This is a genomic window from Kitasatospora sp. NPDC059577 (genome assembly GCF_042735475.1).
In the GTDB taxonomy this organism is placed as follows: domain Bacteria; phylum Actinomycetota; class Actinomycetes; order Streptomycetales; family Streptomycetaceae; genus Kitasatospora.
Window position 1 is genome coordinate 95,497 of record NZ_JBHWBZ010000019.1, and the last position, 26,215, is coordinate 121,711.

The following is a 26,215-nucleotide window of genomic DNA, read 5'->3' on the forward strand; positions in this document are numbered from 1 at the left end:
ACCACCACCACCAGCACCACGGTCACCCCCACGACCACCCAGGGCGCGACCACCCCCCGCACCACCACCCCCCGCCCCACCCCCCACGGCCCGGTCGGAACATCCGACCGGCCCTTCGGCCTGCGACACCTCGCCGTCGGCGCGGCGCCGTGAGCGCGGGATCAGACCCGCGAGAGCTCGTCCGCCGTGGCCGGCGCCGGAGCGTCCCCGGCGTGCTCCGCGTCCGCCATCTCCTGCCGGACGGCGGCCAGCGAGGGGTTGGCCCAGGCGCTGGCGACGCCCCAGTAGTAGAACGCGAGACCGATCGCGGCCACGATCAGCAGGTCCCAGCCCTCCGGCAGGTACCCGTGTCCGCCGAAGTCGCTGCTGCCGGCCCAGGACACGCCCGCCATCACGAACAGGTAGGCGACCATCCAGGCGCCCGCCATGAGGTGCGGCTTGAGCTCGGCGAACGGCTTGCGCAGCTCGTACCAGGCCCAGATCGGCAGACCGGCGGCCATCAGCAGGATGACCTTGCCGGTGAGCGGCCAGCGGGCCCAGTACAGCACCAGCGAGCCGAAGACCATCGCGACCGGGGCGATGACGGGCATGGCGCGCAGCCGGACCGGCCGGGGCAGGTCGGGGGCGAGGCGGCGCAGTGCCATGACGGCGACCGGGCCGGTGATGTACGAGATCACGGTGGCCACCGAGACGATCTCGGCCAGCGAGCCCCAGCCGCGGAAGACCGCGAGGAAGAGGAAGGCGACCACCAGGTTGAGCACCAGCGCCGGGCGCGGGATGCCGGTCTTGGCGTCGACCTTGCCGAAGATCTTCGGCAGGTGGCCGTTCTCCTGCACGCCGTGGATCATGCGCGAGGTGGTGGCGGCGTAGATCATGCCGGTGCCGGACGGCGAGACGAAGGCGTCCGCGTAGAGCAGGATGGCCAGCCAGTTGATGCCCCAGGCGATGGCCAGGTCGGCCAGCGGCGAGGTGTAGGAGAGGCTGCTCCAGCCGTTGGACAGATCGGCGGCCGGGATGGCACCGAGGAAGGCGATCTGCAGCGCGACGTAGATCACCAGGGCGATCAGGATCGAGCCGATGACGGCCTTCGGGAGTGACTTGCCGGGGTCCTTGGCCTCGCCGGCCAGGTTGAGCGGCGACTGGAAGCCGTTGAAGGCCCAGACGATGCCGGAGACCGCGACGGCGGTGAAGACCGCGCTCCAGCCGTTCGGCGCGAAGCCGCCGTGGTCGGTGAAGTGCGCGGAGTCGAAGTGCGCGAGGAGCAGCGCGCCGGCGGTCAGCGTCGGCACGATGACCTTGAAGACGGTGATCGCCGTGTTGGTCTTGGCGAACAGGGTGATCGCGAACCAGTTGAGGGCGAAGTAGACGAGCAGCAGCACGCTGGCGAGCGCCACACCGCTGAGGGTGAGCTCCTGGCCGTTGTAGAGCCCCTTCGCCCAGCCGAAGTGCCAGGAGCTCATGTACTGGACGGAGGCGGTGGCCTCGCCCGGGATGACCGAGACGATGGCGATCCAGTTGGCCCAGGCGGCCAGGTAGCCGGCCAGCGAGCCGTGCGAGTACTGGCCGTACCGGACCATGCCGCCGGCCTTGGGGAACATCGAGCCCAGCTCGCTGTAGGTGAGGGCGATGGTCAGGGCCACCGCGGCGCCGATCACCCAGGCGAGGATCGAGGCCGGCCCGGCGAGCTTGGCGGCGCGCTCGGCACCGAACAACCACCCGGATCCGATGATCGACCCCAGCCCGACCGCGGTCAGGCTGATCGTGCCGAGCGATCGGCGGTAGTTCTGGTGTGATGCCGTCGAGGATTCGGTCTCACTCAACGTATCGGTCCTTTCGCTCGGGGCTCATCGGGTGGTGTCGGTGTTTTTGCGGTTTTGAGTCGGTATTCCGGACAAACGCACAGCAGCTTATGGTCCAAAAACGGGCGAATACCTCAGAGGAAGCTCAAACCGTTCGATCGTTGCCATCTCGTGTCCGGTTTCCGGACCGGCGGACCCCCGTGGAGAGACCGGCGCCACGCCATCACGGCGGTGGTGGCCGGGGGCCGGCGGAGATCAATCGGGGGAAGCAGGCCGGGGAGGTGCTCGGAGAGCGTCCCGGGGGCGTCCGGGGAAAAAGAAATTCCCCGTGGGTTCCTTTCGGATCCCACGGGGAATTCGGCTGTGTCCGAGGGGGGACTTGAACCCCCACGCCCGATAAAGGGCACTAGCACCTCAAGCTAGCGCGTCTGCCATTCCGCCACCCGGACAGGGTGTGTGCTTCGGGGTTTTTCTCTCGCCCCCTCGGCGACAGAGAGAACATTACCAGGGTTCTGGAGTGCTTCTCACCTGCGGTTCCTCGGGCCCGCACCCCGCTGCCCGCACCCCGGTGCCCGGCCCGCGGTGCGGCCCGCGGTGCGGACGGGGGTGGGAGCCCGCCCGGGCCGCCGGGGAGGCCGCCGCACAGGTTGGTACGGCTGGCGAACGCGCTCGAACCCCGTCCGAACCGATGACGACCGCGAAGGAACCGGTCGACTCCGCTACCAGCCGCGATCGGTTCCGGCCGGAATCGGTCCGACACGGGCAAGTTGTCGACGGTGCCACAGCCGTCGCGACGGCTCTCCTAGCCTCTGTGGACCGAGGGCGCCATGAGCGGATCGCCTGATTCCCGGGTCGCGGACGAAGGGCGGCTGGACGTGGAGCAGATCAGCGGGACGGCGGAGGCCGAACCGAGACGCGGCAGGCCGGGGGACGACGGGGGCGGTGCCGTCGCGGCGCCCGGCGGCCCGGCGGCCGGTCCGGCGGACGGCCCCGCCGAGGGAGTGTGGCGCTTCCCGGTACCCGCCGCCGAGGCCTCGGTGCCGCTCACCCGGCACGCGGTGCGCGACCGCCTGCTGGCCCAGGGCATGGCCGGGGTGCGCTACCAGGAGCTGGTGGACGACCTGCTGCTGATCGTCTCGGAGCTGGTGAGCAACGCGGTGACGCACGCGGCCGAGCTGTCGCCCGAGGTGGTCACCGAGCTGTCGGTGCGCGGGGGCTGGGTGCGGGTCTCGGTCGAGGACGGCGATCCGTACCGGCCGAAGGCGCTGGAGAACGACACCGCGCGCACCGGCGGGCGCGGCCTGCTGCTGGTGAAGAGCGTCACGCTGCAGGCCGGCGGGGTGTGCGACGTCGAGCGGACCGGGGAGGGCGGCAAGGTCATCTGGGCCTCGCTGCCCGTCCCCCCGGAGCCCGACCGCTGACCGGTCCGCCGCGGCGGCCGGCGCGAGGGGACCGGCGACCGGCCCCGCACGGCACGCCGAGACCGGTCCGGCCCCGGCCGCCGGCCCTGCACCGGCGACCGCCCTTTCGGCCCGGCACCGGAAGCGCCTACCAGTCCCGCCCGGCGATCTCCCGGATCCCCGGCAGCGCGGCCTCGAAGACCGTCTCGAACCAGACCGAGAACGGCCGCTCGGCCCGCAGCTCCCGCAGCTCCTGCGCGGTCACGAAGGCGAAGTCGTCCACCTCGTCGGGGTTCGGCTCGACCGGGGCGGTGACCAGTCCCACGAAGAGGTGGTTCCACTCCCGCTCGATCAGCCCGGAGGCCTCGTCCGGCAGGTCGTAGCGGACGGTGCCGGCCTCGCAGAGCAGTGCCGGGGCGACGCCCAGTTCCTCCGCGGTGCGCCGGGCGGCGGCGACGAAGGGCGGCTCGTCCGGGTAGGGGTGGCCGCAGCAGGTGTTCGACCAGACGCCGGGGGAGTGGTACTTGCCGAGGGCCCGGCGCTGGAGCAGCATGCGGCCCTGGCGGTCGAAGAGGAACACCGAGAAGGCGCGGTGCAGCCGGCCCGGCTGCTGGTGGGCCCAGTGCTTCTCGGCGGTGCCGATGGTGACGCCCTCGTCGTCGACCAGCTCCAGCAGGATCTCGGTGCCGGCGGCCGAGTCGCCCGGAGGGGCGACCGACACATCGGCCTCCACATCGAGACCGGTGTCGATCTCGGCGGTGAAGTGCGTCGGGTCGGTCGGCAGACTCTGGGGCATGGGGCCTCTTTCCGGGGGCGGGAGCAACGGGAGCATCGGGTGCGTCCGGCGCACCGGGTGGCGCGCGGCGGACGCAGCGGGGGCACCGGCGCCGGCGTCGGCATCCAGTCTGCCGTATGGGTGGCGCCGGGTAGGGGTCCCACGCACAACCGGGCGGATCATGACTCGGAGGAGTCGGAATCCGGGCAGAGAAGGATCCGGGAAGCCCCCATAAGGGTCACGATCGTCGCAGAACCGTTCGACGTGCGTTCGGCGGCCGTTCGACGGGTCCGTCCCGCCTCACCCCGCCAGGCCATGCCCCGCCCCGGCCCGGAACCGCCCGTCCGGAACCGCCTCCCGCACCCGGGCGTCGGCCCCCGGTCACCGCTCCGTCACCGTTCCGTCTCCGGGCGCGTTCGGGCCGGTCGTCCGAGTCGCCTACCATCACATACGACACGGTGCCCGGATCCGTGCCGGCACCGGCGCGCCGCTGCCCGGTCCGGTCGCACACTGGTCCGGCGAAGCAGCGCCGCCGCCCTTCGGCACGGCCCGCGCGCACAGCACGACGGATCAGGAGACCCCGCATGATCGGCCTCGTTCTGGCAGCCGGCGCCGGCCGCCGGCTGCGCCCGTACACCGACACCCTGCCGAAGGCGCTGGTGCCGGTCGACGGGGAGCGGACCGTCCTGGACCTCACCCTCGGCAACTTCGCCGAGGTCGGACTGCGCGAGGCCGCGATCGTCGTCGGCTACCGCAAGGAGGCGGTGTACGACCGCAAGGACGCCCTGGAGGGCAAGTACGGCGTCAAGCTCCACCTGGTCGAGAACGACAAGGCCGAGGAGTGGAACAACGCGTACTCGCTCTGGTGCGCCCGCGAGCTGTTCGGTGAGGGCCTGCTGCTGGCCAACGGCGACACCGTCCACCCCGCCTCGGTCCAGCGCACCATGCTGGAGGGCAACCAGCGCCTGATCGACGCCGGCACCGCCCCGGGCATCCTGCTCGCCCTCGACACGGTGAAGAAGCTCGCCGACGAGGAGATGAAGGTCGTCGTCGACCCGGCCGCCGGCATGCGCCGCATCACCAAGCTGATGGACCCCTCCGAGGCGAGCGGCGAGTACATCGGCGTCACGGTGATCAACCCCGCCGCCGCCGCCGACCTGACCGACGCGCTGCGCACCACCTACGAGCGCGACCCCCAGCTGTACTACGAGGACGGCTACCAGGAGATGGTCGACCGCGGCCTGCGGATCGACGTCCAGCCGATCGGCGAGGTCTCCTGGGTCGAGGTCGACAACCACGACGACCTGGCGAAGGCACGGGAGATCGCGTGCCAGTACTGACCCGGCTGGTCCCGTCGCCGCTGTTCGTGGAGATCCGACCGGGTGCGCTGGACGCGCTCGGCGGGATCCTCGCGGACCAGCGCCTGTCGGCCTCGGGCCGGATCGCGGTGGCGATCAGCAACGGATCCGGCGCGGCCATGCGCCGGCGCCTGGAGCCGGCCCTGCCCGGCGCCGACTGGTACAACGTCGACGACGGCAGCCTGGACAGCGCGGTGCGCCTGGCCGAGGCGATGCGCGGCGGGCACTACGACGCGATCGTGGGCCTCGGCGGCGGCAAGATCATCGACGCCGCCAAGTACGCCGCGGCCCGGGTCGGCCTGCCGCTGGTCGCGGTCGCCACCAACCTGGCCCACGACGGCATCTGCTCGCCGGTCTCCACCCTCGACAACGACGCCGGGCGGGGCTCCTACGGGGTGCCCAGCCCGATCGGCATCATCGTCGACCTGGACGTGATCCGGCAGGCCCCGCCGCGCTTCGTGGCGGCCGGAATCGGCGACGTCGTCTCCAACATCTCGGCCTGCGCGGACTGGGAGTTGTCGCACGCGGTCACCGGTGAGCCGGTGGACGGACTGGCCGTCGCGATGGCCCGCTCGGCCGGTGAGAACCTGCTGCGGCACCCAGGAAACACTCAGGATCAGGACCTCCTGACAGCCCTCGCGGAAGCCCTGGTACTGTCCGGCATCGCGATGAACATCGCGGGCAGCACCCGGCCTTCGTCGGGCGCCTGCCACGAGATCTCGCATGCCCTGGACGTGCTGTATCCCAAGCGGTCCGCCCAGCACGGCGAACAGGTCGGCCTCGGTGCCGCGTTCGCCAGCTTCCTGCGGGGCGAGCGCGAGCTGTCCGGTCTGATCGTGGAGCGCCTGGCGAGCCACGGGCTGCCGGTGACCGCGGCTCAGATCGGCTTCACCGAGGCGGAGTTCACCGAAGCGGTGAACTACGCCCCGAACACCCGCCCGGGGCGCTTCACCATCCTCGAACACCTCGACCTCTCCCCTTCCGCAATCAGGGACGCGTACGCCGACTATGTCCAAGCCGTCAACAGCTGACCCCTCCACCGCGGGCGCCGAACGGCCCCCGGTGGACCTGACCCGCCGGCCCTCGATCGAGGAGCTGCGCGCGGTGATCCACCCGGAGGGCATGCTCCAGCGCCGCAGCGCCGAGCACTGGGCCGGGCGCCTGTACATGCGGAAGATCTCGCTGCGGATCACCCGCGTGCTCTCCACCGTGACGGCGATCACGCCCAACGGCCTGACCTACCTGATGATGTTCACCGGCGTCCTGGCGGGCGCCGCGCTGATCGTGCCGGGCATCGTGGGCGCGGTCCTGGGTGCCCTGCTGATCCAGGTCTACCTGCTGCTGGACTGCGTGGACGGCGAGGTGGCCCGCTGGCGCCGGCAGACCTCGCTCACCGGCGTCTACCTGGACCGGGTCGGCCACTACATGTCCGAGGCGGCCCTGCTGACCGGCCTCGGTCTGCGCGCCACCGACCTGCTGCACCGCGAGGGCGGCGGCTCGCACTGGGAGTGGGCCTTCCTCGGCACGCTGGCCGCGCTCGGCGCGATCCTGATCAAGTCCGAGACGGACCTGGTGGACGTGGCCCGGGCCCGCAGCGGCCTGACGGCCGTCGAGGACAGCGCCTCGGTGCCGCGTTCGGCCACCGTCGCCAAGGCCCGCCGGGCGGCCTCGCTGCTGAAGTTCCACCGCCTGGTCGGCGCGGTCGAGGCCTCGCTGTTCATCCTCGCGGCCGGGGTCGCCGACGCCGTGCACGGCGGGCTGTTCTTCACCCGGCTCGCGGTGGTCGTCCTGGCGGCGATCGCCATGCTGCAGACCGTGCTGCACCTGCTGAGCATCGTCCTGTCGAGCAGGCTGCGGTGACCGCCGTGACCAGTGCGGAGAACGTCCGCCTCGGCGCCGTGATCATCACCATGGGCAACCGGCCCGCCGAGCTCAACGCCCTGATCGAGTCCGTCCGCGCCCAGGAGGGCCCGACGGTCGAGCTGGCCGTGGTCGCCAACGGCGCCCCGCTGCCCCCGCTGCCGGAGGGCGTGCGCAGCGTCGAGCTGCCGGAGAACCTCGGCATCCCGGGCGGCCGCAACGTCGGCATCGAGCTGTTCGGCCGGGACGGCGAGGAGGTGGACGCCGTCCTCTTCCTGGACGACGACGGCCACCTGCCGCGCACCGACTCCGCCCGCCTGCTGCGCGAGGCCTTCGCCGCCGACCCGGAGCTGGGCATCGTCTCGTTCCGGATCGCCGACCCGGACACCGGCGTCACCCAGCGCCGGCACGTCCCCCGGCTGCGCGCCAGCGACCCGCTGCGCTCGTCCCGGGTGACCACCTTCCTGGGCGGTGCGAGCGCCGTGCGCTGCAAGGTGTTCGAGGGGGCCGGCCAGCTGCCCGCCGAGTTCTTCTACGCCCACGAGGAGACCGACCTCGCGTGGCGCGCGGCGGACGCCGGCTGGGCCATCGACTACCGGGCCGACGTGGTGCTGCACCACCCGACGACCTCCCCCGCCCGGCACGCGACCTACTTCCACAACGTGGCCCGTAACCGGGTCTGGCTTGCGCGGCGGAACCTTCCGGCCCTGTTGGTGCCTCTCTATCTGGGAACCTGGCTTCTGCTCACCCTGGCCCGTCGCCCCTCCCCCGAGGCGCTGAAGGCCTGGTGGGGCGGATTCCGGGCGGGCTGGCGCGAACCCTGCGGTCCGCGACGGCCCATGCGATGGCGTACCGTTTGGCGACTGACCAGGCTGGGCCGACCACCGATCATCTGATCTGATCGAATGATCGATCGCCGCGGCCGGTGACCACACACCGGCCGGCTCCCCCGAGATCCCAGTGGATCCCCATCGGCGCAAAGGCCGGCGGACCCCGCCGACCGGCCGCCCCGACCGATCCCGCGTGAAGGACGAATGTGTCGACAGTGAGTGAACCCGTCAGCCTCTCGACCCCCAGGGGGGTGGACGCGAGCCTTACCCCCAAGCAGCTCGCGGACAAGTACGGCTTGTCGGTGAGCGGCGCCCGGCCGGGTCTGTTCGCCTACACCAAGCAGCTCTGGGCCCGGCGCCACTTCATCTGGGCCTTCGCCACCGCCCGACTGGTGGCCCAGTACACCGACGCCAAGCTCGGCCAGCTGTGGCAGGTCGTGACCCCGCTGCTCAACTGCGCGGTCTTCTACCTCGTCTTCGGCGTGATCCTGTCGAGCAAGGACGGCTTCCCGCCGAACACCTACATCGCCTGGCTCTGCATCGGCGTCTTCGTCTTCCAGTTCACCCAGAACGCGGTGCAGTCCGGCACCCGGGCGATCTCCGACAACCTCGGCCTGATCCGGGCGCTGCACTTCCCCCGTGCCAGCCTGCCGATCGCCTTCACCGTGATCCAGCTCCAGCAGCTGCTGATCTCGATGGTCGTGCTGGTCGTGACCGTCCTGGCCAGCGGCATCGCCCCGGGCAAGACCTGGCTGCTGATCGTCCCGGCGCTGATCCTGCAGACGATGTTCAACACCGGCATCTCGCTGATCATGGCCCGGATCGGCGCCAAGACCAGTGACATCTCCCAACTGATCCCGTTCGTGATGCGCGCGTGGATGTTCCTGTCCGGCGTGATGTTCAGCATCCAGGACCGGGTCCACAAGTGGCCGCACTACATCCAGGTGATCTGCGCCATCAACCCGGCCTCGGTCTACATGGACCTGCTGCGGCACGCCTTCGCGCCGATCATCTACAACCCGCACCAGAACCCCCACCAGTCCCTGCCGCCGCACCAGTGGACGTACGGCCTCGCCTGGGGCGTCGGGATGTTCGTCATCGGATACGTCTTCTTCTGGAAGGCCGAGGAGGAGTACGGCCGTGGCTGACACCGACCTGAGCAAGAGCGACAGCGTCCGGGACGCGGACGTGGCCCGCGAACCCACCGTCGTCGTCGACGACGTGCACATCGTCTACCGGGTGCACGGCGCCGGTTCCGGCAAGGGCAGCGCCACCTCGGCGATGAGCCGCATCCTCAGCCGCAAGCGCGGGGCCGGCGTGCGCGAGGTGCACGCGGTCAAGGGCATCAGCTTCACCGCGTACAAGGGCGAGGCGATCGGCCTGATCGGCTCCAACGGCTCCGGCAAGTCGACCATGCTGGCCGCCATCGCGGGCCTGCTGCCGACCGAGAAGGGCGGCATCTACACCAACGGCCAGCCCTCGCTGCTGGGCGTCAACGCGGCCCTGATGAACGAGCTCAGCGGCGAGCGGAACGTCGTCCTGGGCTGCCTCGCGATGGGGATGTCCCCGGCCGACGTGAGGGCGCGCTACCAGGAGATCGTCGACTTCTCCGGCATCAACGACAAGGGCGACTTCATCTCCCTGCCGATGCGCACCTACTCCTCCGGCATGGGCGCCCGCCTGCGCTTCTCGATCGCCGCCGCCAAGACCCACGACGTGCTGCTGATCGACGAGGCCCTGGCCACCGGCGACCAGGCCTTCCAGCAGCGCAGCAAGAAGCGCATCGAGGAGCTGCGCGGCTCCGCCGGTACGGTCTTCCTGGTCAGCCACGACAACAACTCGGTCCGCGAGGTCTGCGAGCGGACGATCTGGATCGAGGCCGGCGAGCTGGTCATGGACGGCCCGACCGACGAGGTCGTCGGCCGCTACGAGCGCGGCGAGCGCCCGTAGCACCGTGGGCCGCCCCACGGACGGCCGCGTGAGTCACCCCGCCACCAGGGCCGGTTCCGGAACCTCCGGGACCGGCCCTTCGGCGTGCCCGGCCGTTACCCCGGGTGGCCGCCGCCGCGGGGGTGAGCGGCCCGGCCCGGCAGGCGGGGCGCCCTTCTCCGGCGCGGCCCGCGGTGTCAGGCTGGTGGACGCGGGGGCGGTGTGCCGGACGTGACGCCCGCGCTCGGACGCGTGTCCGAGTCGGACCGGTGGTACCCAGCGGTGTAGAACGGGGGAGTGACAGCAGTGTCGGCTTCGGCCCAGCCCAGTGATACGCCGGTGAACCGTTCCGCGGGTCAGACCCTGGAGAAGGCGGGGGCCGAGAACTTCCCGGTCGCCCCGTTCTTCCTGCCCGCGGCCTGGCGCGACGACCTGATGGCGGTGTACGGCTTCGCCCGCCTCGTCGACGACGCGGGCGACGGCGACCTGGCCGACCCGGCCGCCACCGCCCGCCTGCTCGGCGTCGAGCAGGCGCCCCCGGCCACCCCTTCGGAGCAGTCCGGCCCGCCGACCCCGCAGGAGACCGCCTTCCGGCTCGCCCTGCTCGACGGGCTGGAGCACGACCTGGACCGGGTCTTCGAGACCGCACTGCACCCCGCCGGCGCCGACCGCCCCCGCCACCCGCTGATGCGGGCCTTGGTCCCGCTGGTCGACCGGCGCGGCCTGACCCCCGAACCGTTCCGCCGTCTGATCGAGGCCAACCGGGTGGACCAGACCACCGCCCGCTACGCCACCTACGACGACCTGATCGGCTACTGCACCCTCTCCGCGGACCCGGTCGGCCGCCTCGTCCTGGCCATCGCGGGCGTCTCCACCCCCGAGCGGACCGAACTCTCCGACGCGATCTGCAGCGGCCTCCAGGTGGTCGAACACCTGCAGGACGTCGCCGAGGACCTGCGCCGCGGCCGGATCTACCTCCCCACCGAGGACCTGGAGCGCTTCGGCGTCACCGAAAACGACCTCGCCGCCCCCTCCGCCGACGGCGCGGTCCGGGAGCTGATCGCCTTCGAAGCGGAACGGGCCCGCACCCTGCTCGATCACGGCGCACCATTGGTAGGTACGGTTCGGGGGAGGCTTCGACTGCTCCTGGCGGGATTCACCGCCGGCGGGTACGCGGCCCTGGCTGCCGTCGAGGACGCCGGGTACGACGTGCTCGCCCGGCAGGCGAAGCCGGACAAGCGCCGCCTCGCAGCGAAGGCGGCGGCCATCTTCGCGAAGGGAAGGTGAACGCCCGCGTGGCGGCATCACCACTGGCGTCGGCCCAGGTCATGGCGGCGTACCGGTACTGCGAGGCAGTCACCGGGCTGCAGGCGCGCAACTTCAGCTACGGCATCCGGTTGCTGCCCGAACCCAAGCGGCTGGCCATGTCGGCCCTGTACGCCCTGGCCCGCCGGGTGGACGACATCGGCGACGGCGACCTCCCGGCCGACCGCAAGGCCGAGGCACTGCTGCGCACCCGGGAACTGGTGGACGAGGTCCGCTCCGGGGCGGTCTCCGAGGACGACACCGACCCGATCAAGGTCGCCCTGGCCGACACGGCCCGGCGCTTCCCGATCCCGCTCGGCGGCTTCGACGAGCTCATCGACGGCGTCGAGATGGACCTCAAGGGCGCCGAGTACCAGACGTACGAGGAACTGAAGGTCTACTGCCGCTGCGTGGCCGGCGCCATCGGCCGGCTCTCGCTGGGCGTCTACGGCTGCGACGACCCCGAGCGCGGGGCGCAGTACGCGGACACCCTGGGCCTGGCCCTGCAGCTCACCAACATCCTGCGCGACCTGCGCGAGGACGCCCTGAACGGCCGCACCTACCTGCCCACCGAGGACCTGGTCCGGTTCGGCTGCGAGCAGGGCTTCGCCCTGCCCAAGCCGCCGGTCGGCGCGGACTTCACCGGCCTGGTGGCCTTCGAGGCCGCCCGCGCCCAGGCCGCCTTCGAGGAGGGCCTGCGGCTGCTGCCGATGCTCGACCGCCGCAGCCGCGCCTGCACGGCCGCGATGGCCGGGATCTACCACCGGCTGCTCGGCCGGATCGCCGCCGACCCCGAGTCGGTGCTGCGCGGCCGGGTCTCCCTGCCGGGCTGGGAGAAGGCGTACGTGGCGCTTTCCGGGCTCGCCGGGGGGCGTTCTTGATTCTCGCGACAGTTCTGTCACGCTGTGTCAGCGGGGAATCACGTGCGGGTAGTTCCGTGTCGACCGAACGCGTACCGGCTTCAGTGACCGCCTCCCGGCGGTCCAGCGACTGCGAGGGGGAGGGCCGATGACCGGGCGAGCCGATGCCGCGCGCCCGGCTTCCGTCGTGGTCGGCGGCGGCCTGGCCGGCATCACCGCGGCGCTGCGCCTGGCCGAGGCGGGCCACCGGGTCACCCTCGTCGAGGGCCGTCCCCGGCTCGGCGGCCTGGCGTTCTCCTTCCGGCGCGGCGAGCTGACCGTCGACAACGGCCAGCACGTCTACCTCCGCTGCTGCACGGCCTACCGCGGCCTGCTGGAGCGCCTCGGCGCCACCCGCCTGGTCCACCTGCAGGAGCGCCTCGACGTCCCGGTGCTCTCCGTCACCGGGCCCGAGGACGCACCCGTGCGCACCCTCGGGCGGCTGCGGCGGGCCGGCCTGCCCGTCCCGCTGCACCTGGCCGCCAGCCTCGCCCGCTACCCGCACCTGTCCCCGGCGGACCGCGCCCGGGTGGTCCGCGGCGCGCTCGCCCTGAAGGGCCTGGACCTCGCCGACCCGGCGCTGGACCGGATCTCCTTCGGCGAGTGGCTGCGCCGCAACGGGCAGAACGCCGCCACCCAGGCCGCCCTGTGGGACCTGGTCGGCGTCGCCACCCTGAACGCCCGGGCCGACCAGGTGTCGATGGCGCTCGCGGCGAAGGTGTTCCAGACCGGCCTGCTCTCCGACCCGGGCGCCGCCGACATCGGCATCGCCGCCGCCCCGCTGGGCGCGATCCACCACGACCGGGCGCTCGCCGAGCTGGAGCACGCGGGTGTGACGGTCCTGCTGCGCGCCCGGGTGGCGGAACTCAAGCCGGCCGCGCCGCAGCACGCCGTCCTCCTGGAGCGCGGGGAACTGCTCACCGCCGACACCGTCGTCCTGGCCGGCGCCCAGGACACCGCGGCCGCCCTGCTGCCGCCGGACGCGATCCCGGGGCAGGAGCGCCTGGCGGAGTTCGGCACCGCGCCGATCCTCAACGTGCACGTGATCTACGACCGCAAGCTGCTGCGCCGGCCGTTCTTCGCCGCCCTCGGCTCACCGGTCCAGTGGGTCTTCGACCGCACCGCGCACTCCGGCCTGGCCGCGACCGAACTCGGCCGGGCCCACCCGGGCGCCCAGTACCTGGCCCTCTCGCAGTCCGCCGCGCAGGACGAGATCGACCTGCCGGTCGCCGAACTGCGCCGCCGCTACCTGCCCGAGCTGGAACGACTGCTGCCGGCCGCGGCCGGGGCCGAGGTGCTCGACTTCTTCGTCACGCGCGAGCGCACCGCGACCTTCGACCCGGCCCCGGGCGGCGGGGCGCTGCGCCCGTCGGCCCGCACCCGGGTCCCCGGCCTGCTGCTGGCCGGCGCGTGGACGGCCACCGGCTGGCCCGCGACCATGGAGGGCGCCGTGCGCAGCGGCCACGCCGCGGCCGACGCCGCGCTCGCCGCGGCCGGCACCCGGGTGCCGGCCGACCGCGGCGACGGGAGGTGGCCCAGGTGACGGCGGGCCCCGCCGCCGGAGAGCCCGCCAGAGCCGACGGGCGTACCGTCGAGCGCGTCGGCGGAATCAGCGGGACCGGCCGGACCGGACGCACCGACGTCCCCCGCACCGGCACCACCCGAATCGACACCAGCCGCACCGACGGCACCCGGCCGCCCCGAGCGGTCCGGCACCACGAGGGAGAGGGAACGCACGTGGAGTCACGCACCGGCTTCGCCGTCGGAGGCACGGCGCACGCCGAACCGGTCTCGGTGCCGGAGCTGCTCGCCCGCAGCCGTACGCTCTGCACCCCGCCGCTACGGGCCGCCGTCGCCCGTTTGGCCGCACCGATGGACACCGTCGCGGCCTACCACTTCGGCTGGATCGACCGCGACGGCACCGCGGTCACGGGCGACGGCGGCAAGGCCGTGCGCCCCGCGCTGGCGCTGCTGTCCGCCCAGGCCGCCGGTGCGGCCGCCGAGGTGGGGGTGCCCGGCGGGGTGGCCGTTGAACTGGTGCACAACTTCTCCCTGCTCCATGATGATCTGATGGACGGTGACGAGACCCGGCGGCACCGGGCCACCGCCTGGACGGTCTTCGGCCCGGCCCAGGCGATCCTGGTCGGCGACGCCCTGGCGACGCTCGGCACGGAGGTGCTGCTCGACGCCGCGGTGACCGGCGGGGCCGGTCCCACCGACGCCGCGCGCGCCGTCCGGCTGCTCACCACGGCGACCCGCCGACTGATCGACGGCCAGGCCATGGACGTCGCCTTCGAACAGCGCGACAGCGTGACCGTCGCGGAGTGCCTGGAGATGGAGGGCGGGAAGACGGCGGCCCTGCTGGCCGCCGCCTCGGCGATCGGCGCGGTCCTGGCCGGGGCCGACGACAAGGTCTCCGACTCCCTCCAGCGCTACGGCCACCACCTGGGACTGGCCTTCCAGGCGGTGGACGACCTGCTCGGCATCTGGGGCGCCACCGAAGTCACCGGGAAGCCGCACTGGGGCGACCTGCGCCAGCGCAAGAAGTCCCTGCCGGTCGCCGCCGCGCTGGCCGAGGGCGGACCGGCCTCGCGCCGGCTCGCCGAGGAACTGGCCGACCCGCGGGGACGCGGGGAGGAGAGCGAGCCCGAGCTCGCCGCCCGGGCCGCGCTGATCGAGCAGGCCGGCGGTCGCGCATGGACCCAGGAGGAGGCCCGCCGCCAGCACACGACTGCCCTCGCCGCCCTGGACGAGGTGCCCATGTCCGACGAGGTGCGCGAGCACTTCGTCGCACTCGCCGAATTCGTGGTGGTACGAGAGAGGTGACGTTACGTTGACAGCAACCGCGGACGGCCGGCTCGACCCTGAGTACGATTCCGAGCCGGTCGCGGTGGGCGACCGCCCCCCGGCCCTGCTGGGTCCGGGGCGGTGGCAGCCCGAGGACGCCGACCAGCCGCGGCCGGCCGATCAGGCGGACCTCCCGCCGGCCGACCCGCGGGAGGCCCTGGCCCGCGCCACCACCCACCTGCTCTCGCTGCAGTCCTCCGAAGGCTGGTGGAAGGGCGACCTGGAAACCAACGTCACCATGGACGCCGAGGATTTACTGCTCCGGCAGTTCCTCGGGATCCGGACCGAGGAGCAGACGAACGCCACCGCCGAGTGGATCCGCTCCCAGCAACGCGAGGACGGCACCTGGGGCACCTTCCACGGCGGACCGCCCGAACTGTCCACCACCGTCGAGGCGTACGTCGCCCTCAGACTGGCCGGTGACGACCCGAACGCCCCGCACATGCTCACCGCCGCCCGGTACGTCCGCTCCGCCGGCGGCATCGCGGCCGCCCGGGTGTTCACCCGGATCTGGCTCGCGCTGTTCGGCTGGTGGCCCTGGGAACGCCTGCCGGAGATGCCACCCGAGATCATCTTCCTGCCCAGGTGGCTGCCGCTGAACATCTACGCCTTCGGCTGCTGGGCCCGCCAGACCATCGTCCCGCTGACCGTCGTCTCGGCCCACCGGCCCGTCCGCCCGGCGCCCTTCCCGCTCACCGAACTGCACACCGACCCGGCCGACCCCTACCCCGAACGGCCGCTCGCGCCCGCCACCACCTGGGACGGCCTGTTCGAACGCCTCGACAAGGCACTGCACGCCTACCACCACCGGGCGTTCCGCCCGCTGCGCCGACTCGCCGTCTCCCAGGCCTGCCGCTGGATCGTCGAACGGCAGGAGGCCGACGGCTGCTGGGGCGGGATCCAGCCGCCCGCCGTGTACTCGCTGATCGCCCTGCACCTGGAGGGCTACGAACTGGAGCACCCGGTGATGCAGGCCGGGCTCTCCTCCTTCGACCGCTTCACCGTGCACACCGAGGACGGCAAGCGCTGGATGGAGGCCTGCCAGTCCCCGGTCTGGGACACCTGCCTGGCCACCGTCGCGCTGGCCGACGCCGGGGTGCCGGCCGACCACCCGGCGCTGGTCTCCGCCGTCGACTGGATGCTCGGCGAGGAGATCCGCAAGCGCGGTGACTGGTCCGTCCAGCGCCCCGGGCTCCCCGCCGGCGGCTGGGCCTTCGAGTTCGAGAACGACACCTACCCCGACATCGACGACACCGCCGAAGTGGTCCTGGCGCTGCGCCGGGTGGCCCACCCCGACCAGGCCAAGGTCGACGCGGCGGTCGACCGGGGCGTGCTGTGGAACCTCGGCATGCAGTCCAAGAACGGCGCCTGGGGTGCCTTCGACGTCGACAACACCAGCACGCTGCCCAACAAGCTGCCGTTCTGCGACTTCGGCGAGGTGGTCGACCCACCGTCCGCCGACGTCACCGCCCACGTGGTGGAGATGCTCGCGGAGACCGGCCGCGCCCGCGACCCCCGGACCCGGCGCGGCATCGAGTGGCTGCTGCGCAACCAGGAGGCCGACGGCTCCTGGTTCGGCCGCTGGGGCACCAACTACATCTACGGCACCGGCTCGGTGCTGCCCGCCCTGGTCGCGGCGGGCGTCCCGGACGAGCACCCGGCGATCCGCCGGGCGGTGCGCTGGCTGGAGGACCGGCAGAACGCCGACGGCGGCTGGGGCGAGGACATGCGCTCCTACGACGACCCGGCGCGCTGGGCCGGGCGCGGTGACTCCACCGCCTCGCAGACCGCGTGGGCGCTGATGGCGCTGCTCGCGGCCGGTGAGGGACCGGACGGCCGGGCCACCCCGGCGGTGGAGCGCGGCGCGGACTGGCTGGTGCGCACCCAGCTGCCCGAGGGCACCTGGGACGAGCCGCAGTTCACCGGCACCGGCTTCCCGTGGGACTTCTCCATCAACTACCACCTGTACCGGCTGGTCTTCCCGGTCACCGCGCTCGGCCGCTACGTCCACGGCAGCCCGGCGACCGGCGGGGGCCGGGCCGGCGGCAGCCCGGCGATCGGGGCGGTGCGGTGACCACCGCCCCCCTGCTGGTGCTCTGCGCGCTGGGTCCCGAGGTCTGGGCCCTGCGCGGCGGCGACTGGCGCGGAGCGGCCGGCGGACCCCCGGTGCTGGTGCGCACCGGGGTCGGCCGACGGCGCGCCGGGATCACCGTCCGCCGGCTCCTCGGCTCCGCCCCCGGCGCCTACGGCGCGGTCGTGGTGGTCGGCTTCGGCGCCGCGCTCGGCCCGGGCGTGCTGCCCGGCGACGTGGTCGCGGCCGATGGCGTGCGGGACGCCGAGGGCCACCTCTACCCGGTCGGCTCCGGGCCGGAGCTCACCCGGGCGCTGAAGGAACGCGGCCTGACCGTCCACACCGGGGTGCACCACACCGCCGACCACGTGGTGCGCGGCATCGAACGGCGGGCCCTGCACCTGCAGGGCGCGCTCGCCGTCGACATGGAGGCCGCCGCCGTGCTGGCCGCGCTGCGCGAGGTGCGGCCCGCGCTGCCCGCGGCCGTCCTGCGCGTGGTGGTCGACACCCCCGAGCACGAGCTGCTGCGGCCCGGCACCCTCCCGGCCGGGGTGCGGGCCTGGCGGACCCTGCGGGCGACGGTGCCCGCCCTCGTCGACTGGTCCCGGCAGGCGCTCGCGCCCCGCCCCCCAGAGCTGATCCACCCGACATCCTCGACGCTCCCCCAGGAGGCGAGCTAGCCATGGCCATGCCGTTGCGCCAGACCGTGCGGGTCGGCACCTACCTCATGCAGCAGAAGCTGCTCAAGCGACGCGACAAGTTCCCGCTGATCGTGGAGCTGGAACCGCTGTTCGCCTGCAACCTCGCCTGCGAGGGCTGCGGCAAGATCCAGCACCCGGCCGGCGTCCTCAAGCAGCGGATGCCCGTCGCCCAGGCGGTCGGCGCGGTCCTGGAGTCGGGTGCCCCGATGGTCTCGATCGCCGGCGGCGAGCCGCTGATGCACCCGCAGATCGACGAGATCGTCCGCCAGCTGGTCGAACGCCGCAAGTACGTCTTCCTCTGCACCAACGCGCTGCTGCTGCGCAAGAAGATGGACAAGTTCACGCCCTCGCCGTACTTCTCCTTCGCCGTGCACATCGACGGCCTCCGCGAGCGGCACGACGAGTCGGTGGCCAAGGAGGGCACCTTCGACGAGGCGGTGGCCGCGATCAAGGAGGCCAAGCGGCGCGGCTTCCGGGTCACCACCAACAGCACCTTCTTCAACACCGACACCCCGCAGACCGTCATCGACGTGCTCGACTACCTCAACGACGAGCTGAAGGTGGACGAGATGATGATCTCGCCCGCCTACGCCTACGAGAAGGCCCCCGACCAGGAGCACTTCCTCGGCGTCGAACAGACCAGGGAGCTCTTCCGCAAGGCCTTCGCCGGCGGCAACCGCAGGCGCTGGCGCCTCAACCACAGCCCGCTCTTCCTGGACTTCCTGGAGGGCAAGGCCGACTTCGAGTGCACCCCCTGGGGCATCCCCAACTACTCGTTGTTCGGCTGGCAGCGGCCCTGCTACCTGATGGCCGACGGATACGTCCCGACCTACCGCGAGCTGGTCGAGAAGACCGACTGGAGCAAGTACGGCCGCGGCAGGGACCCGCGCTGCGAAAACTGCATGGCCCACTGCGGCTACGAGCCGACGGCCGTCCTCGCGACCATGGGCTCGCTGCAGCAGTCGCTGCGCGCCATCACCGAGACCGTCAGCGGCAACCATAGCCGCTGAGACGGGAGTTGACCGCCAGGTCGGCACCCCGGCCCGGGCCCCGCGCCCGGGCCGGCTCCCGCCCCAGTCGGGCGGAGGCATCACCGCACCGCTTCCAGTCGCGAGGTGTACCCATGTCACTGCTCTCCCGCGTCACCTCGCCGGCCGAGCTGCGCAAGCTCCCGGCGGCCGAACTCCCGCTGCTCGCGGACGAGATCCGCGACTTCCTGATCGACGCCGTCACCCGCACCGGCGGACACCTCGGGCCCAACCTCGGCGTGGTGGAGCTCACCATCGCGCTGCACCGGGTCTTCGACTCGCCGTACGACCGGATCGTCTTCGACACCGGCCACCAGAGCTACGTCCACAAGCTGCTCACCGGCCGCCAGGACTTCGCCCGGCTGCGGATGCGGGGCGGGCTCTCCGGCTACCCCTCGCGGGCCGAGTCCGAGCACGACCTGGTCGAGAACTCGCACGCCTCCACCGCGCTCTCCTACGCCGACGGCCTGGCCAAGGCCGCCCGGCTGCTCGGCCAGCACGACCGGCACACCGTCGCGGTGATCGGCGACGGCGCGCTCACCGGCGGCCTCGCCTGGGAGGCGCTCAACAACATCGCCGAAGCCCGGGACCGGCCGCTCGTCATCGTCGTCAACGACAACGAGCGCTCCTATGCCAGGACCGTCGGCGGCCTCGCCCACCACCTCGCCACCCTGCGCACCACCCAGGGCTACGAGCGCTTCCTCGCCCTCGGCAAGGGGGCGCTGCAACGCACCCCGCTGGTAGGCCAGCCGATCTTCGACGCGCTGCACGGCGCCAAGAAGGGGTTCAAGGACGCCTTCGCCCCGCAGGGCATGTTCGAGGACCTCGGCCTCAAGTACCTCGGGCCGATCGACGGCCACGACCTGGGGGCGGTCGAGCAGGCGCTGCGCCAGGCCCGGAACTTCGGCGGGCCGGTCATCGTGCACTGCCTGACCGTCAAGGGACGCGGCTACCGGCCCGCCGAGCAGGACGAGGCCGACCGCTTCCACGCCGTCAACCCGATCGACCCGTACACCTGCCTGCCCATCTCGCCGAGCGGCGGCGTCTCCTGGACCTCGGTGTTCGGCGAGGAACTGCTCGCGCTCGGGACGGAGCGGCCCGACCTGGTGGCGATCACCGCGGCCATGCTGCAGCCGGTGGGCCTGGCGCCGTTCGCCAAGGCCTACCCGGCGCGGACCTTCGACGTCGGGATCGCCGAACAGCACGCCGTCACCAGCGCCGCGGGGCTGGCGACCGGCGGGCTGCACCCGGTGGTCGCGGTGTACGCGACCTTCCTGAACCGGGCCTTCGACCAGGTCCTGATGGACGTCGCCCTGCACCGGCTGGGCGTCACCTTCGTGCTCGACCGCTCCGGCGTCACCGGACCGGACGGCGCCTCGCACAACGGCATGTGGGACATGTCGATCCTGCAGGTCGTCCCGGGTCTGCGGCTCGCCGCGCCGCGCGACGCCGACCAGCTGCGGGCCCAGCTGCGCGAGGCCGTCGAGGTCGAGGACGCGCCGACGGTCGTGCGCTTCCCGAAGGGCAACGTCGGCCCCGCCGTGCCGGCCGTCGAGCGGATCGGCGGCGTGGACGTGCTGCTGCGCACCGGACGGCCCGCCGAGATCCTGCTGGTCGCCGTCGGCACCACCGCCCCGGCCTGCCTGGACGCCGCGCGACTGCTGCTCGCCGAGGGCTTCACCGCGACCGTGGTCGACCCGCGCTGGGTCAAGCCGGTCGACCCGGCACTGGCCGAACTGGCCGCCGCGCACCGGCTGGTGGTCACCGTCGAGGACAACGGCCGTAGCGGCGGGGTTGGTTCGGCGATCGCCCAGGCGCTGCGCGACGCCGACGTGGACGTACCGGTTCGGGTGCTCGGCCTGCCCCAGGAGTTCCTCGGGCACGCGTCGCGCGGGGAGATCCTGGAGGAGGCCGGGCTGACCGGGACCGGGGTCGCCGCGCAGGCCGCCGTCTTCGCCAAGAACCTGCTGCCGACCCGAGGAGCGAACCCGCGCCATGCCGGCTGACCCCGACCGTCCCGCCTTCGACCTCGCCGCCCTCATCGCCGAACGCGGCCGTGAGCGCTACGAGTTGAACAGCCGCTACCTCAACCCGCAGTTGTCCCGGATGCTCCACACCATCGGCTTCGACAAGTACTACGAGCGCGCCAAGGGCCAGTACTTCTACGACGCCGAGGGCAACGAGTACCTCGACATGCTGGCCGGCTTCGGCATCTTCGCCCTCGGCCGCCACCACCCGGTGGTGCGCTCGGCGATCCAGCAGGTGATGGACCTGGACCTGCCGGACCTGGTCCGCTTCGACTGCTCGCCGCTGCCCGGACTGCTCGCGGAGCGGCTGCTGTCGCACGCACCCGGACTGGACCGGGTGTTCTTCGGCAACAGCGGGACGGAAGCGGTCGAGACCGCGCTGAAGTTCGCCCGGTACGCCACCGGACGCCGGCGGATCCTCTACGCCGACCACGCCTTCCACGGCCTGACCACCGGCTCGCTCTCCGTCAACGGGGAGAGCGGCTTCCGCAAAGGCTTCGACCCGCTGCTCCCCGACACCGCCATCCCGCTCGGCGACATCGGCGCGCTGGCGAAGGAGCTGAAGCGCGGCGACGTCGCGGGCCTGATCGTCGAACCCATCCAGGGCAAGGGCGTCCAGGCACCGCCGCCCGGCTGGCTGCGCGCCGCCCAGGCGCTGTTGCACGAGCACCGGGCGCTGCTGATCTGCGACGAGGTGCAGACCGGGATCGGCCGCACCGGCGAGTTCTTCGCCTACCAGCACGAGGACGGCGTGCTGCCCGACCTGGTCTGCGTGGCCAAGGCGCTCTCCGGCGGGTACGTGCCGGTCGGGGCGACGCTCGGCAAGGGCTGGATCTTCGAGAAGGTGTACTCCTCGATGGACCGGGTGCTGGTGCACTCGGCCAGCTTCGGGTCCAACGCCCAGGCCATGGCGGCCGGGCTGGCGACCCTGGAGGTGATGCGGGACGAGAAGGTGGTGGAGAACGCCCGCGCGGTCGGGGACCGCTTCCGCGAGCGGCTGACCGCGCTGGTCGACCGGTACGAGCTGCTCGCCGAGGTGCGCGGCCGCGGGCTGATGATCGGCATCGAGTTCGGCCGGCCCCGGTCGCTCAAGCTGCGCACCGGGTGGACCGCCCTGCAGGCGGCGCGCAAGGGGTTGTTCGCGCAGATGGTCGTGGTGCCGCTGCTGCAGCGGCACCGGATCCTGACCCAGGTGTCCGGGGACCACCTGGAAGTGATCAAACTGATTCCGCCGCTGATCATCACCGATCGGGACGTGGACCGGTTCATGGACGCCTTCACCGACATCATGGACGAGGCCCACCGGGGCAGCGGACTGATGTGGGACTTCGGGCGGACGCTGGTGAAACAGGCGGTCGGCAACCGCTGAGGCCCCGGGCGGACGCGCGGAGTGGGAAGTGGGACGGGCCGACTTCCCACTCCGTGGGAGACACCGCGTCAGAGCTCGGTCCGGCGGCGCCGGATGACCACCACGAGATCGACGACGGCGAACAGGGAGAGCAGGCCGCAGGCGATGGCGAAGCCGGTCAGCGTGCCCCGGCTGGGGGCGCCGTCGACCGGCGAGGCGGCCGCCCAGAGGGCGAAGCCCACCGTGGCCAGGATGAACAGCGGCGTGAAGGTGAGCGACAGCAGGTAGCGGAGCTTGAGGTCGCTGCGGGCGGTCGCCGGCTCGGTGCCGCTGCGCCAGCGGCGCGGGGTGGTGGTACGCACGGCTGTTCACCTCCGGACCGCGTGGGTCGGGCTACGATTCCAGCGTACGTCCGAGGGGACTGGCCGGGGGAGGCACGATGTCGGGGTCGGACGCGGTGGGGTCGGGTGCCGCGGGGGCGGATGCCGAGGGCTACGCGGGGCTGCGGGTCGAGCGGGCCCGGGAGCTGGCCCGGCGGCACGGCTGGGCCGCGGTCCGGGTGCTGGAACCGGGGGAGCTGATGACCATGGAGTACCGGCAGGGGCGGCTCAACCTCGCGGTGCGGGACGGCGTGGTCGAGCGGAGCTGGGAGGGGTAGCGTCCGCTGCCCGGGCCGGTGGGGCCCAGTACGGCGGGGGTCGGCGGCCGAAACGGCGGTGCAGCCGGTGCTCGGCGGCGGCGACCAGGGGTTCCAGCAGGGGCAGGGAGAGCAGGACGAGCAGTCCGGCGGCCCAGCCCGCCAGCACGTCGGTGACCCAGTGGGTGCCCAGGTAGACCGTGGTCAGGCCGATCGAGCAGGCGGTGGCGGCGGCGATCACCGCGCCGGTGCGGCGCCAGCGGACCGCCAGGTAGGCCAGCACCCCCCAGGTGACGACCGCGTTGGCGGTGTGGCCGGACGGGAAGATGGTGCCCCCGGCGAAGAGCTCGGGGGAGCCGACGTACTGGGCGTAGTGCGGACCGAGCCGCCCAGTGACGATCTTGACCGCGCCGACCGTGACGTTGAGCAGGAGCAGCGCGACAGCCATGACCAGCAGCGGACGCAGCCGGCCGAGGCGGCGGGCGCGCCAGGCGAGCCAGGCGAAGGCGGCGATCGCCGAGGGACCGCGCTGCCCGGCGACCACCCAGGTGTCGAGCAGCGGCTCCAGCCGGGGCCACCGTTCGTACGGGCGCAGCAGCCGCACCGACCAGTCGAGGTCGACCAGGGCGGTGTTGAGCAGGACCCCGGCCACCACCAGCAGGTAGACGACGAGGGTGGCGGCGAGGAGAGCGGCCTGGCGTCGGCCCATCGGCGGCCAGCCCGGGTCGCGGTGGTCGTGGCCGGCGGAGCGGTCGGCGGGGTGACGGGTGTCGGGTCGGCGGTGGCCGGGGCCGATCGGGCCGGGGGCGTTGCCGGGGGCCGCGGAGCGTCCCGGGCCGGTGGTGGCGGTGCGGCGTTCCGTCCCCGGCCGCGACTCCCGCCCTGTGCCCTGCCGCGGAATGGGGGCGGGGGTACTTCTGGATTGCACGGGGTGACCTTACCCATCCGGGGAGGGTCATTCCGGGGGTAATTGTCATTTTCCCGGGAAATCGACAATCGGGTCCGCGTGGGGTGCCTCGGGGAGTGATTTCCGCTATTTCGGGATCGAATGCCAGTGTGGTCTTCGAATGATTCTGCAAAAGCGCCGGTAAAGAAAGCGGAGTGGGAGGCCGGTCCGCCCGGCTTCCCACTCCGTGGTAACCCTGTGTAGGTTCGGTGCTCAGTCGAGGGGGCCGCCTGCGACGTAGATCACCTGTCCGGAGACGAAGCCGGCGCCCTCGCTCGCCAGGAACGAGATGGTGTGGGCGACGTCCTCAGGCAGGCCGACCCGCTGGACCGGGATCTGAGAGGCCGCGGCCCGCTTGAAGTCTTCGAAGTCCATGCCGACCCGGGCCGCGGTGGCCGCCGTCATGTCCGTGGCGATGAAGCCGGGGGCGACCGCGTTGGCCGTGATGCCGAACTTGCCCAGCTCGATGGCCAAAGTCTTGGTGAAGCCCTGCAGGCCGGCCTTGGCGGCCGAGTAGTTGGCCTGACCGCGGTTGCCCTGGGCCGAGGAGGAGGACAGGTTGACGATACGGCCGAAACCGGCGTCGACCATGTGCTTCTGCACCGCGCGGGTCATCAGGAAGGCGCCGCGGAGGTGAACGTTCATGACCGTGTCCCAGTCGGACTCGGACATCTTGAAGAGCAGGTTGTCGCGGAGTACGCCCGCGTTGTTGACCAGGACGACCGGGGTGCCGAGTTCGGCGACCACCCGGTCGACGGCGGCCTGGACCTGCTCGGCGTCCGAGACGTCCGCGCCGACGGCCAGGGCCCTGCCGCCCGCGGCGGTGATCCGGTCGACGGTGTCCTTGCCGGCCGTCTCGTCCAGGTCCAGGACGGCGACCGCGAAGCCGTCGGCGGCCAGCCGGACGGCGGTGGCGGCACCCAGGCCGCGGGCGGCGCCGGTGACGACGGCGACCCGGGGGGCGGTGCTCTGCTCGGTCATGCTCGCTCTCGTCTCTCTCGGGGGAGTGCCTCCGGGAGCCCCCGGAGAGGGTGGCCACACCCTACCGGCGAGTAGGGAGGGCGACCAGAGCGGAGAGGCGCAGGTGACGGTCGGTAAGGACCGACCGGTCGGCTTTCTGCTCAGAACGGGTTACTGCAAGGGTGTCGCAGCGCGTAAATATGCCAATGTTGCCGAACCTGCGTCTACTATCCGCCCCTGCCTGCCAGCAAGGGCCCGCCGTTTGTATAGTGTCCGCCAGCAGCCACCGGCTGCACGGCTGGAGCGCCCTCCCTCATAGCTGGACGCCCACTCGCCGTTACTGCCCCACCCGGGTGTCCCACACACACCGGGTGTGACATCGGGACGGATACATGGTGCTGGGGGAGATCCCGACAACCCGCGTGTCCGCGCGACTGCAGCAGTCGCCCGGTCACCTGATTCGCGTTGCACAGCAGGTTCACACCCGGCTGTGGTCCGAGCACGTCGGAGCCGATCTCACGGCTCCGCAGTTCGCCGTGCTGCTGGTCCTGGCCCTCGAACCGGGCGCGGACCAGCGCACGGTCGGCGAGCGGGCCTCGTTGGACAAGGCCACGATGGCCGAGATGGTCGCGCGGCTGGTCCGCCGCGGCCTGGTGCTGCGCCGGCGCGACCCGGCCGACGGTCGGCGCAAGCTGCTCGCTCTCTCGCAGAGCGGCGCCCAGGCGGTGCGTGAGGCCACCGGTGGTGTGGTCCGCGTGCAGCGCGTCCTGTTCGAGCCGCTCTCGGCGGACGAGCAGGTCGAGATCGTCCGGGTGATGGCCAAGATAGCCAGGCTGGAGCCCGCGGCGGTCGCCGTCTTCACCGACGCGCGGCCGATACTGGACGCCCAGCGGGCGATCGGCTACCTGATCAGGGTCAGCCAGCAGGTGCACACCAAGCTCTGGTCGGAGCACGTCGGTGCCGAGCTGACGGCCCCGCAGTACGCGGTGCTGGACGCGCTGGAGCTGGAGCCGGGTGCCGACCAGCGCACGGTCGGCGAGCTGGCCTCGCTGGACAAGGCCACCATGGCCGAGATGGTGAGCCGGCTGGTGCGCCGCGGGCTGGTGCAGCGTCGGCGCGACCCCTCGGACGGGCGGCGCAACCTGCTCTCGCTCTCACCGGCGGGACAGGACCTGCTGCACCGCTCGGCCGCCGGCGTGGCCGAGGTCCAGCGACTGCTGCTGGCTCCGTTGGAGGACGGTGAGCACGAGGCTGCACTCGTGCTCATCGGCAAGGCGGCCAGGCTCTAGACCAAGCATTGGTAACAGCAGCCAAAACGATTCGCCAACGTACCGAGGGCCCGTGCCCCGTGGCGTCGTGAATCGCGCATGACGAAGAGCGCCCCCCCCCCCCCGGGGGGGGGGGGCGTGGTGAATTGCGGGCGGGGGGGGCCCCCCGGGCCCGCGGGGTGGGCCGGGGGCCGCGCGCGGCCCCCCCCCCCCCGCCCTTTGAAAGA

Annotated in this window: 23 protein-coding genes and 1 tRNA gene; 18 read left to right on the forward strand and 6 right to left on the reverse strand. The window is 72.5% G+C overall.

Features of this window, described 5'->3' with window-relative positions:
* Positions 1–161 precede the first annotated feature (161 nt).
* Both ACFV0O_RS17655 and ACFV0O_RS17660 read right to left on the reverse strand, forming a co-directional pair.
* Positions 162–1,820 carry an APC family permease gene (locus ACFV0O_RS17655; protein WP_380342336.1) on the reverse strand — a complete coding sequence of 553 codons (1,659 nt, stop codon included), beginning with the start codon at positions 1,818–1,820 and terminating at the stop codon, positions 162–164.
* Positions 1,821–2,163: 343 nt separating this feature from the next.
* Positions 2,164–2,248: transfer RNA gene (locus tag ACFV0O_RS17660), tRNA-Leu, on the reverse strand.
* A 378-nt stretch (positions 2,249–2,626) separates the two neighbouring features.
* Here ACFV0O_RS17660 and ACFV0O_RS17665 point away from each other — a divergent pair.
* On the forward strand, positions 2,627–3,220 hold the full coding sequence (locus ACFV0O_RS17665; RefSeq protein ID WP_380342338.1) for an ATP-binding protein: 594 nt from the start codon (positions 2,627–2,629) through the stop codon (positions 3,218–3,220).
* A gap of 127 nt (positions 3,221–3,347) precedes the next feature.
* On the opposite strand, the gene idi is transcribed toward ACFV0O_RS17665, so the two are convergent.
* Complete coding sequence (idi, locus tag ACFV0O_RS17670) at positions 3,348–3,995, reverse strand: isopentenyl-diphosphate Delta-isomerase (RefSeq protein ID WP_360249901.1); 648 nt, start codon at positions 3,993–3,995, stop codon at positions 3,348–3,350.
* Positions 3,996–4,558: 563 nt separating this feature from the next.
* Here idi and ACFV0O_RS17675 point away from each other — a divergent pair.
* From ACFV0O_RS17675 to ACFV0O_RS17745, 15 genes are all read left to right on the forward strand, one after another.
* A complete protein-coding gene (locus ACFV0O_RS17675; protein WP_360249898.1) occupies positions 4,559–5,314 on the forward strand; it encodes a phosphocholine cytidylyltransferase family protein in 756 nt (251 codons plus the stop codon).
* The gene (locus ACFV0O_RS17680; RefSeq protein WP_360249895.1) at positions 5,302–6,363 is read left to right on the forward strand and encodes an iron-containing alcohol dehydrogenase family protein; all 1,062 of its coding nucleotides are present in this window, start codon (positions 5,302–5,304) and stop codon (positions 6,361–6,363) included. Before ACFV0O_RS17675 ends, ACFV0O_RS17680 begins: the two co-directional genes overlap by 13 nt.
* A gap of 91 nt (positions 6,364–6,454) precedes the next feature.
* Complete coding sequence (locus tag ACFV0O_RS17685; protein WP_380342418.1) at positions 6,455–7,192, forward strand: CDP-alcohol phosphatidyltransferase family protein; 738 nt, start codon at positions 6,455–6,457, stop codon at positions 7,190–7,192.
* A gap of 50 nt (positions 7,193–7,242) precedes the next feature.
* Positions 7,243–8,088, forward strand: a complete 846-nt coding sequence (locus tag ACFV0O_RS17690; protein WP_360250638.1) for a glycosyltransferase — start codon at positions 7,243–7,245, stop codon at positions 8,086–8,088.
* 140 nt (positions 8,089–8,228) lie between these two features.
* Positions 8,229–9,170 carry an ABC transporter permease gene (locus ACFV0O_RS17695; RefSeq protein ID WP_380342343.1) on the forward strand — a complete coding sequence of 314 codons (942 nt, stop codon included), beginning with the start codon at positions 8,229–8,231 and terminating at the stop codon, positions 9,168–9,170.
* Positions 9,163–9,972, forward strand: a complete 810-nt coding sequence (locus ACFV0O_RS17700) for an ABC transporter ATP-binding protein (protein ID WP_380342346.1) — start codon at positions 9,163–9,165, stop codon at positions 9,970–9,972. The genes ACFV0O_RS17695 and ACFV0O_RS17700 overlap by 8 nt, the downstream gene beginning before the upstream one ends.
* 318 nt (positions 9,973–10,290) lie before the next feature.
* Complete coding sequence (hpnC, locus tag ACFV0O_RS17705) at positions 10,291–11,238, forward strand: squalene synthase HpnC (protein WP_380342349.1); 948 nt, start codon at positions 10,291–10,293, stop codon at positions 11,236–11,238.
* A gap of 41 nt (positions 11,239–11,279) precedes the next feature.
* Positions 11,280–12,137 carry a presqualene diphosphate synthase HpnD gene (gene hpnD, locus ACFV0O_RS17710; RefSeq protein WP_380342421.1) on the forward strand — a complete coding sequence of 286 codons (858 nt, stop codon included), beginning with the start codon at positions 11,280–11,282 and terminating at the stop codon, positions 12,135–12,137.
* A 127-nt stretch (positions 12,138–12,264) separates the two neighbouring features.
* The gene (gene hpnE / locus ACFV0O_RS17715) at positions 12,265–13,698 is read left to right on the forward strand and encodes a hydroxysqualene dehydroxylase HpnE (RefSeq protein WP_380342352.1); all 1,434 of its coding nucleotides are present in this window, start codon (positions 12,265–12,267) and stop codon (positions 13,696–13,698) included.
* Positions 13,699–13,892: 194 nt separating this feature from the next.
* Entirely contained in the window at positions 13,893–14,981 is a 1,089-nt protein-coding gene (locus ACFV0O_RS17720; protein WP_380342354.1) for a polyprenyl synthetase family protein, read from the forward strand.
* A gap of 7 nt (positions 14,982–14,988) precedes the next feature.
* The gene (gene shc, locus ACFV0O_RS17725; protein ID WP_380342356.1) at positions 14,989–17,076 is read left to right on the forward strand and encodes a squalene--hopene cyclase; all 2,088 of its coding nucleotides are present in this window, start codon (positions 14,989–14,991) and stop codon (positions 17,074–17,076) included.
* Positions 17,073–17,753, forward strand: coding sequence for a 1-hydroxy-2-methyl-2-butenyl 4-diphosphate reductase (locus ACFV0O_RS17730; RefSeq protein ID WP_360249880.1), 681 nt, complete (start codon positions 17,073–17,075; stop codon positions 17,751–17,753). Before shc ends, ACFV0O_RS17730 begins: the two co-directional genes overlap by 4 nt.
* Positions 17,754–17,755: 2 nt before the next feature.
* Positions 17,756–18,784, forward strand: a complete 1,029-nt coding sequence (gene hpnH / locus ACFV0O_RS17735; protein WP_380342359.1) for an adenosyl-hopene transferase HpnH — start codon at positions 17,756–17,758, stop codon at positions 18,782–18,784.
* A 113-nt stretch (positions 18,785–18,897) separates the two neighbouring features.
* Positions 18,898–20,808, forward strand: a complete 1,911-nt coding sequence (gene dxs / locus ACFV0O_RS17740; RefSeq protein ID WP_380342362.1) for a 1-deoxy-D-xylulose-5-phosphate synthase — start codon at positions 18,898–18,900, stop codon at positions 20,806–20,808.
* Positions 20,798–22,198, forward strand: coding sequence for an aspartate aminotransferase family protein (locus ACFV0O_RS17745; protein ID WP_380342364.1), 1,401 nt, complete (start codon positions 20,798–20,800; stop codon positions 22,196–22,198). Before dxs ends, ACFV0O_RS17745 begins: the two co-directional genes overlap by 11 nt.
* A gap of 68 nt (positions 22,199–22,266) precedes the next feature.
* Here ACFV0O_RS17745 and ACFV0O_RS17750 read toward each other — a convergent pair whose 3' ends face one another.
* The gene (locus ACFV0O_RS17750) at positions 22,267–22,539 is read right to left on the reverse strand and encodes a DUF6343 family protein (RefSeq protein WP_360249871.1); all 273 of its coding nucleotides are present in this window, start codon (positions 22,537–22,539) and stop codon (positions 22,267–22,269) included.
* 77 nt (positions 22,540–22,616) lie between these two features.
* Between ACFV0O_RS17750 and ACFV0O_RS17755 the strand changes: the two genes are divergently transcribed.
* A complete protein-coding gene (locus ACFV0O_RS17755) occupies positions 22,617–22,835 on the forward strand; it encodes an I78 family peptidase inhibitor (RefSeq protein WP_360249868.1) in 219 nt (72 codons plus the stop codon).
* Here ACFV0O_RS17755 and ACFV0O_RS17760 read toward each other — a convergent pair.
* Entirely contained in the window at positions 22,786–23,742 is a 957-nt protein-coding gene (locus ACFV0O_RS17760; RefSeq protein ID WP_380342367.1) for a phosphatase PAP2 family protein, read from the reverse strand. The genes ACFV0O_RS17755 and ACFV0O_RS17760 overlap by 50 nt on opposite strands.
* A gap of 231 nt (positions 23,743–23,973) precedes the next feature.
* Positions 23,974–24,741: a 3-oxoacyl-ACP reductase FabG gene (fabG, locus tag ACFV0O_RS17765; protein ID WP_380342369.1), complete on the reverse strand. Its 768-nt coding sequence runs from the start codon at positions 24,739–24,741 to the stop codon at positions 23,974–23,976.
* Between the two features lie 401 nt (positions 24,742–25,142).
* Between fabG and ACFV0O_RS17770 the strand changes: the two genes are divergently transcribed.
* Positions 25,143–26,009, forward strand: coding sequence for a MarR family winged helix-turn-helix transcriptional regulator (locus ACFV0O_RS17770; RefSeq protein ID WP_380342371.1), 867 nt, complete (start codon positions 25,143–25,145; stop codon positions 26,007–26,009).
* Positions 26,010–26,215 lie beyond the last annotated feature (206 nt).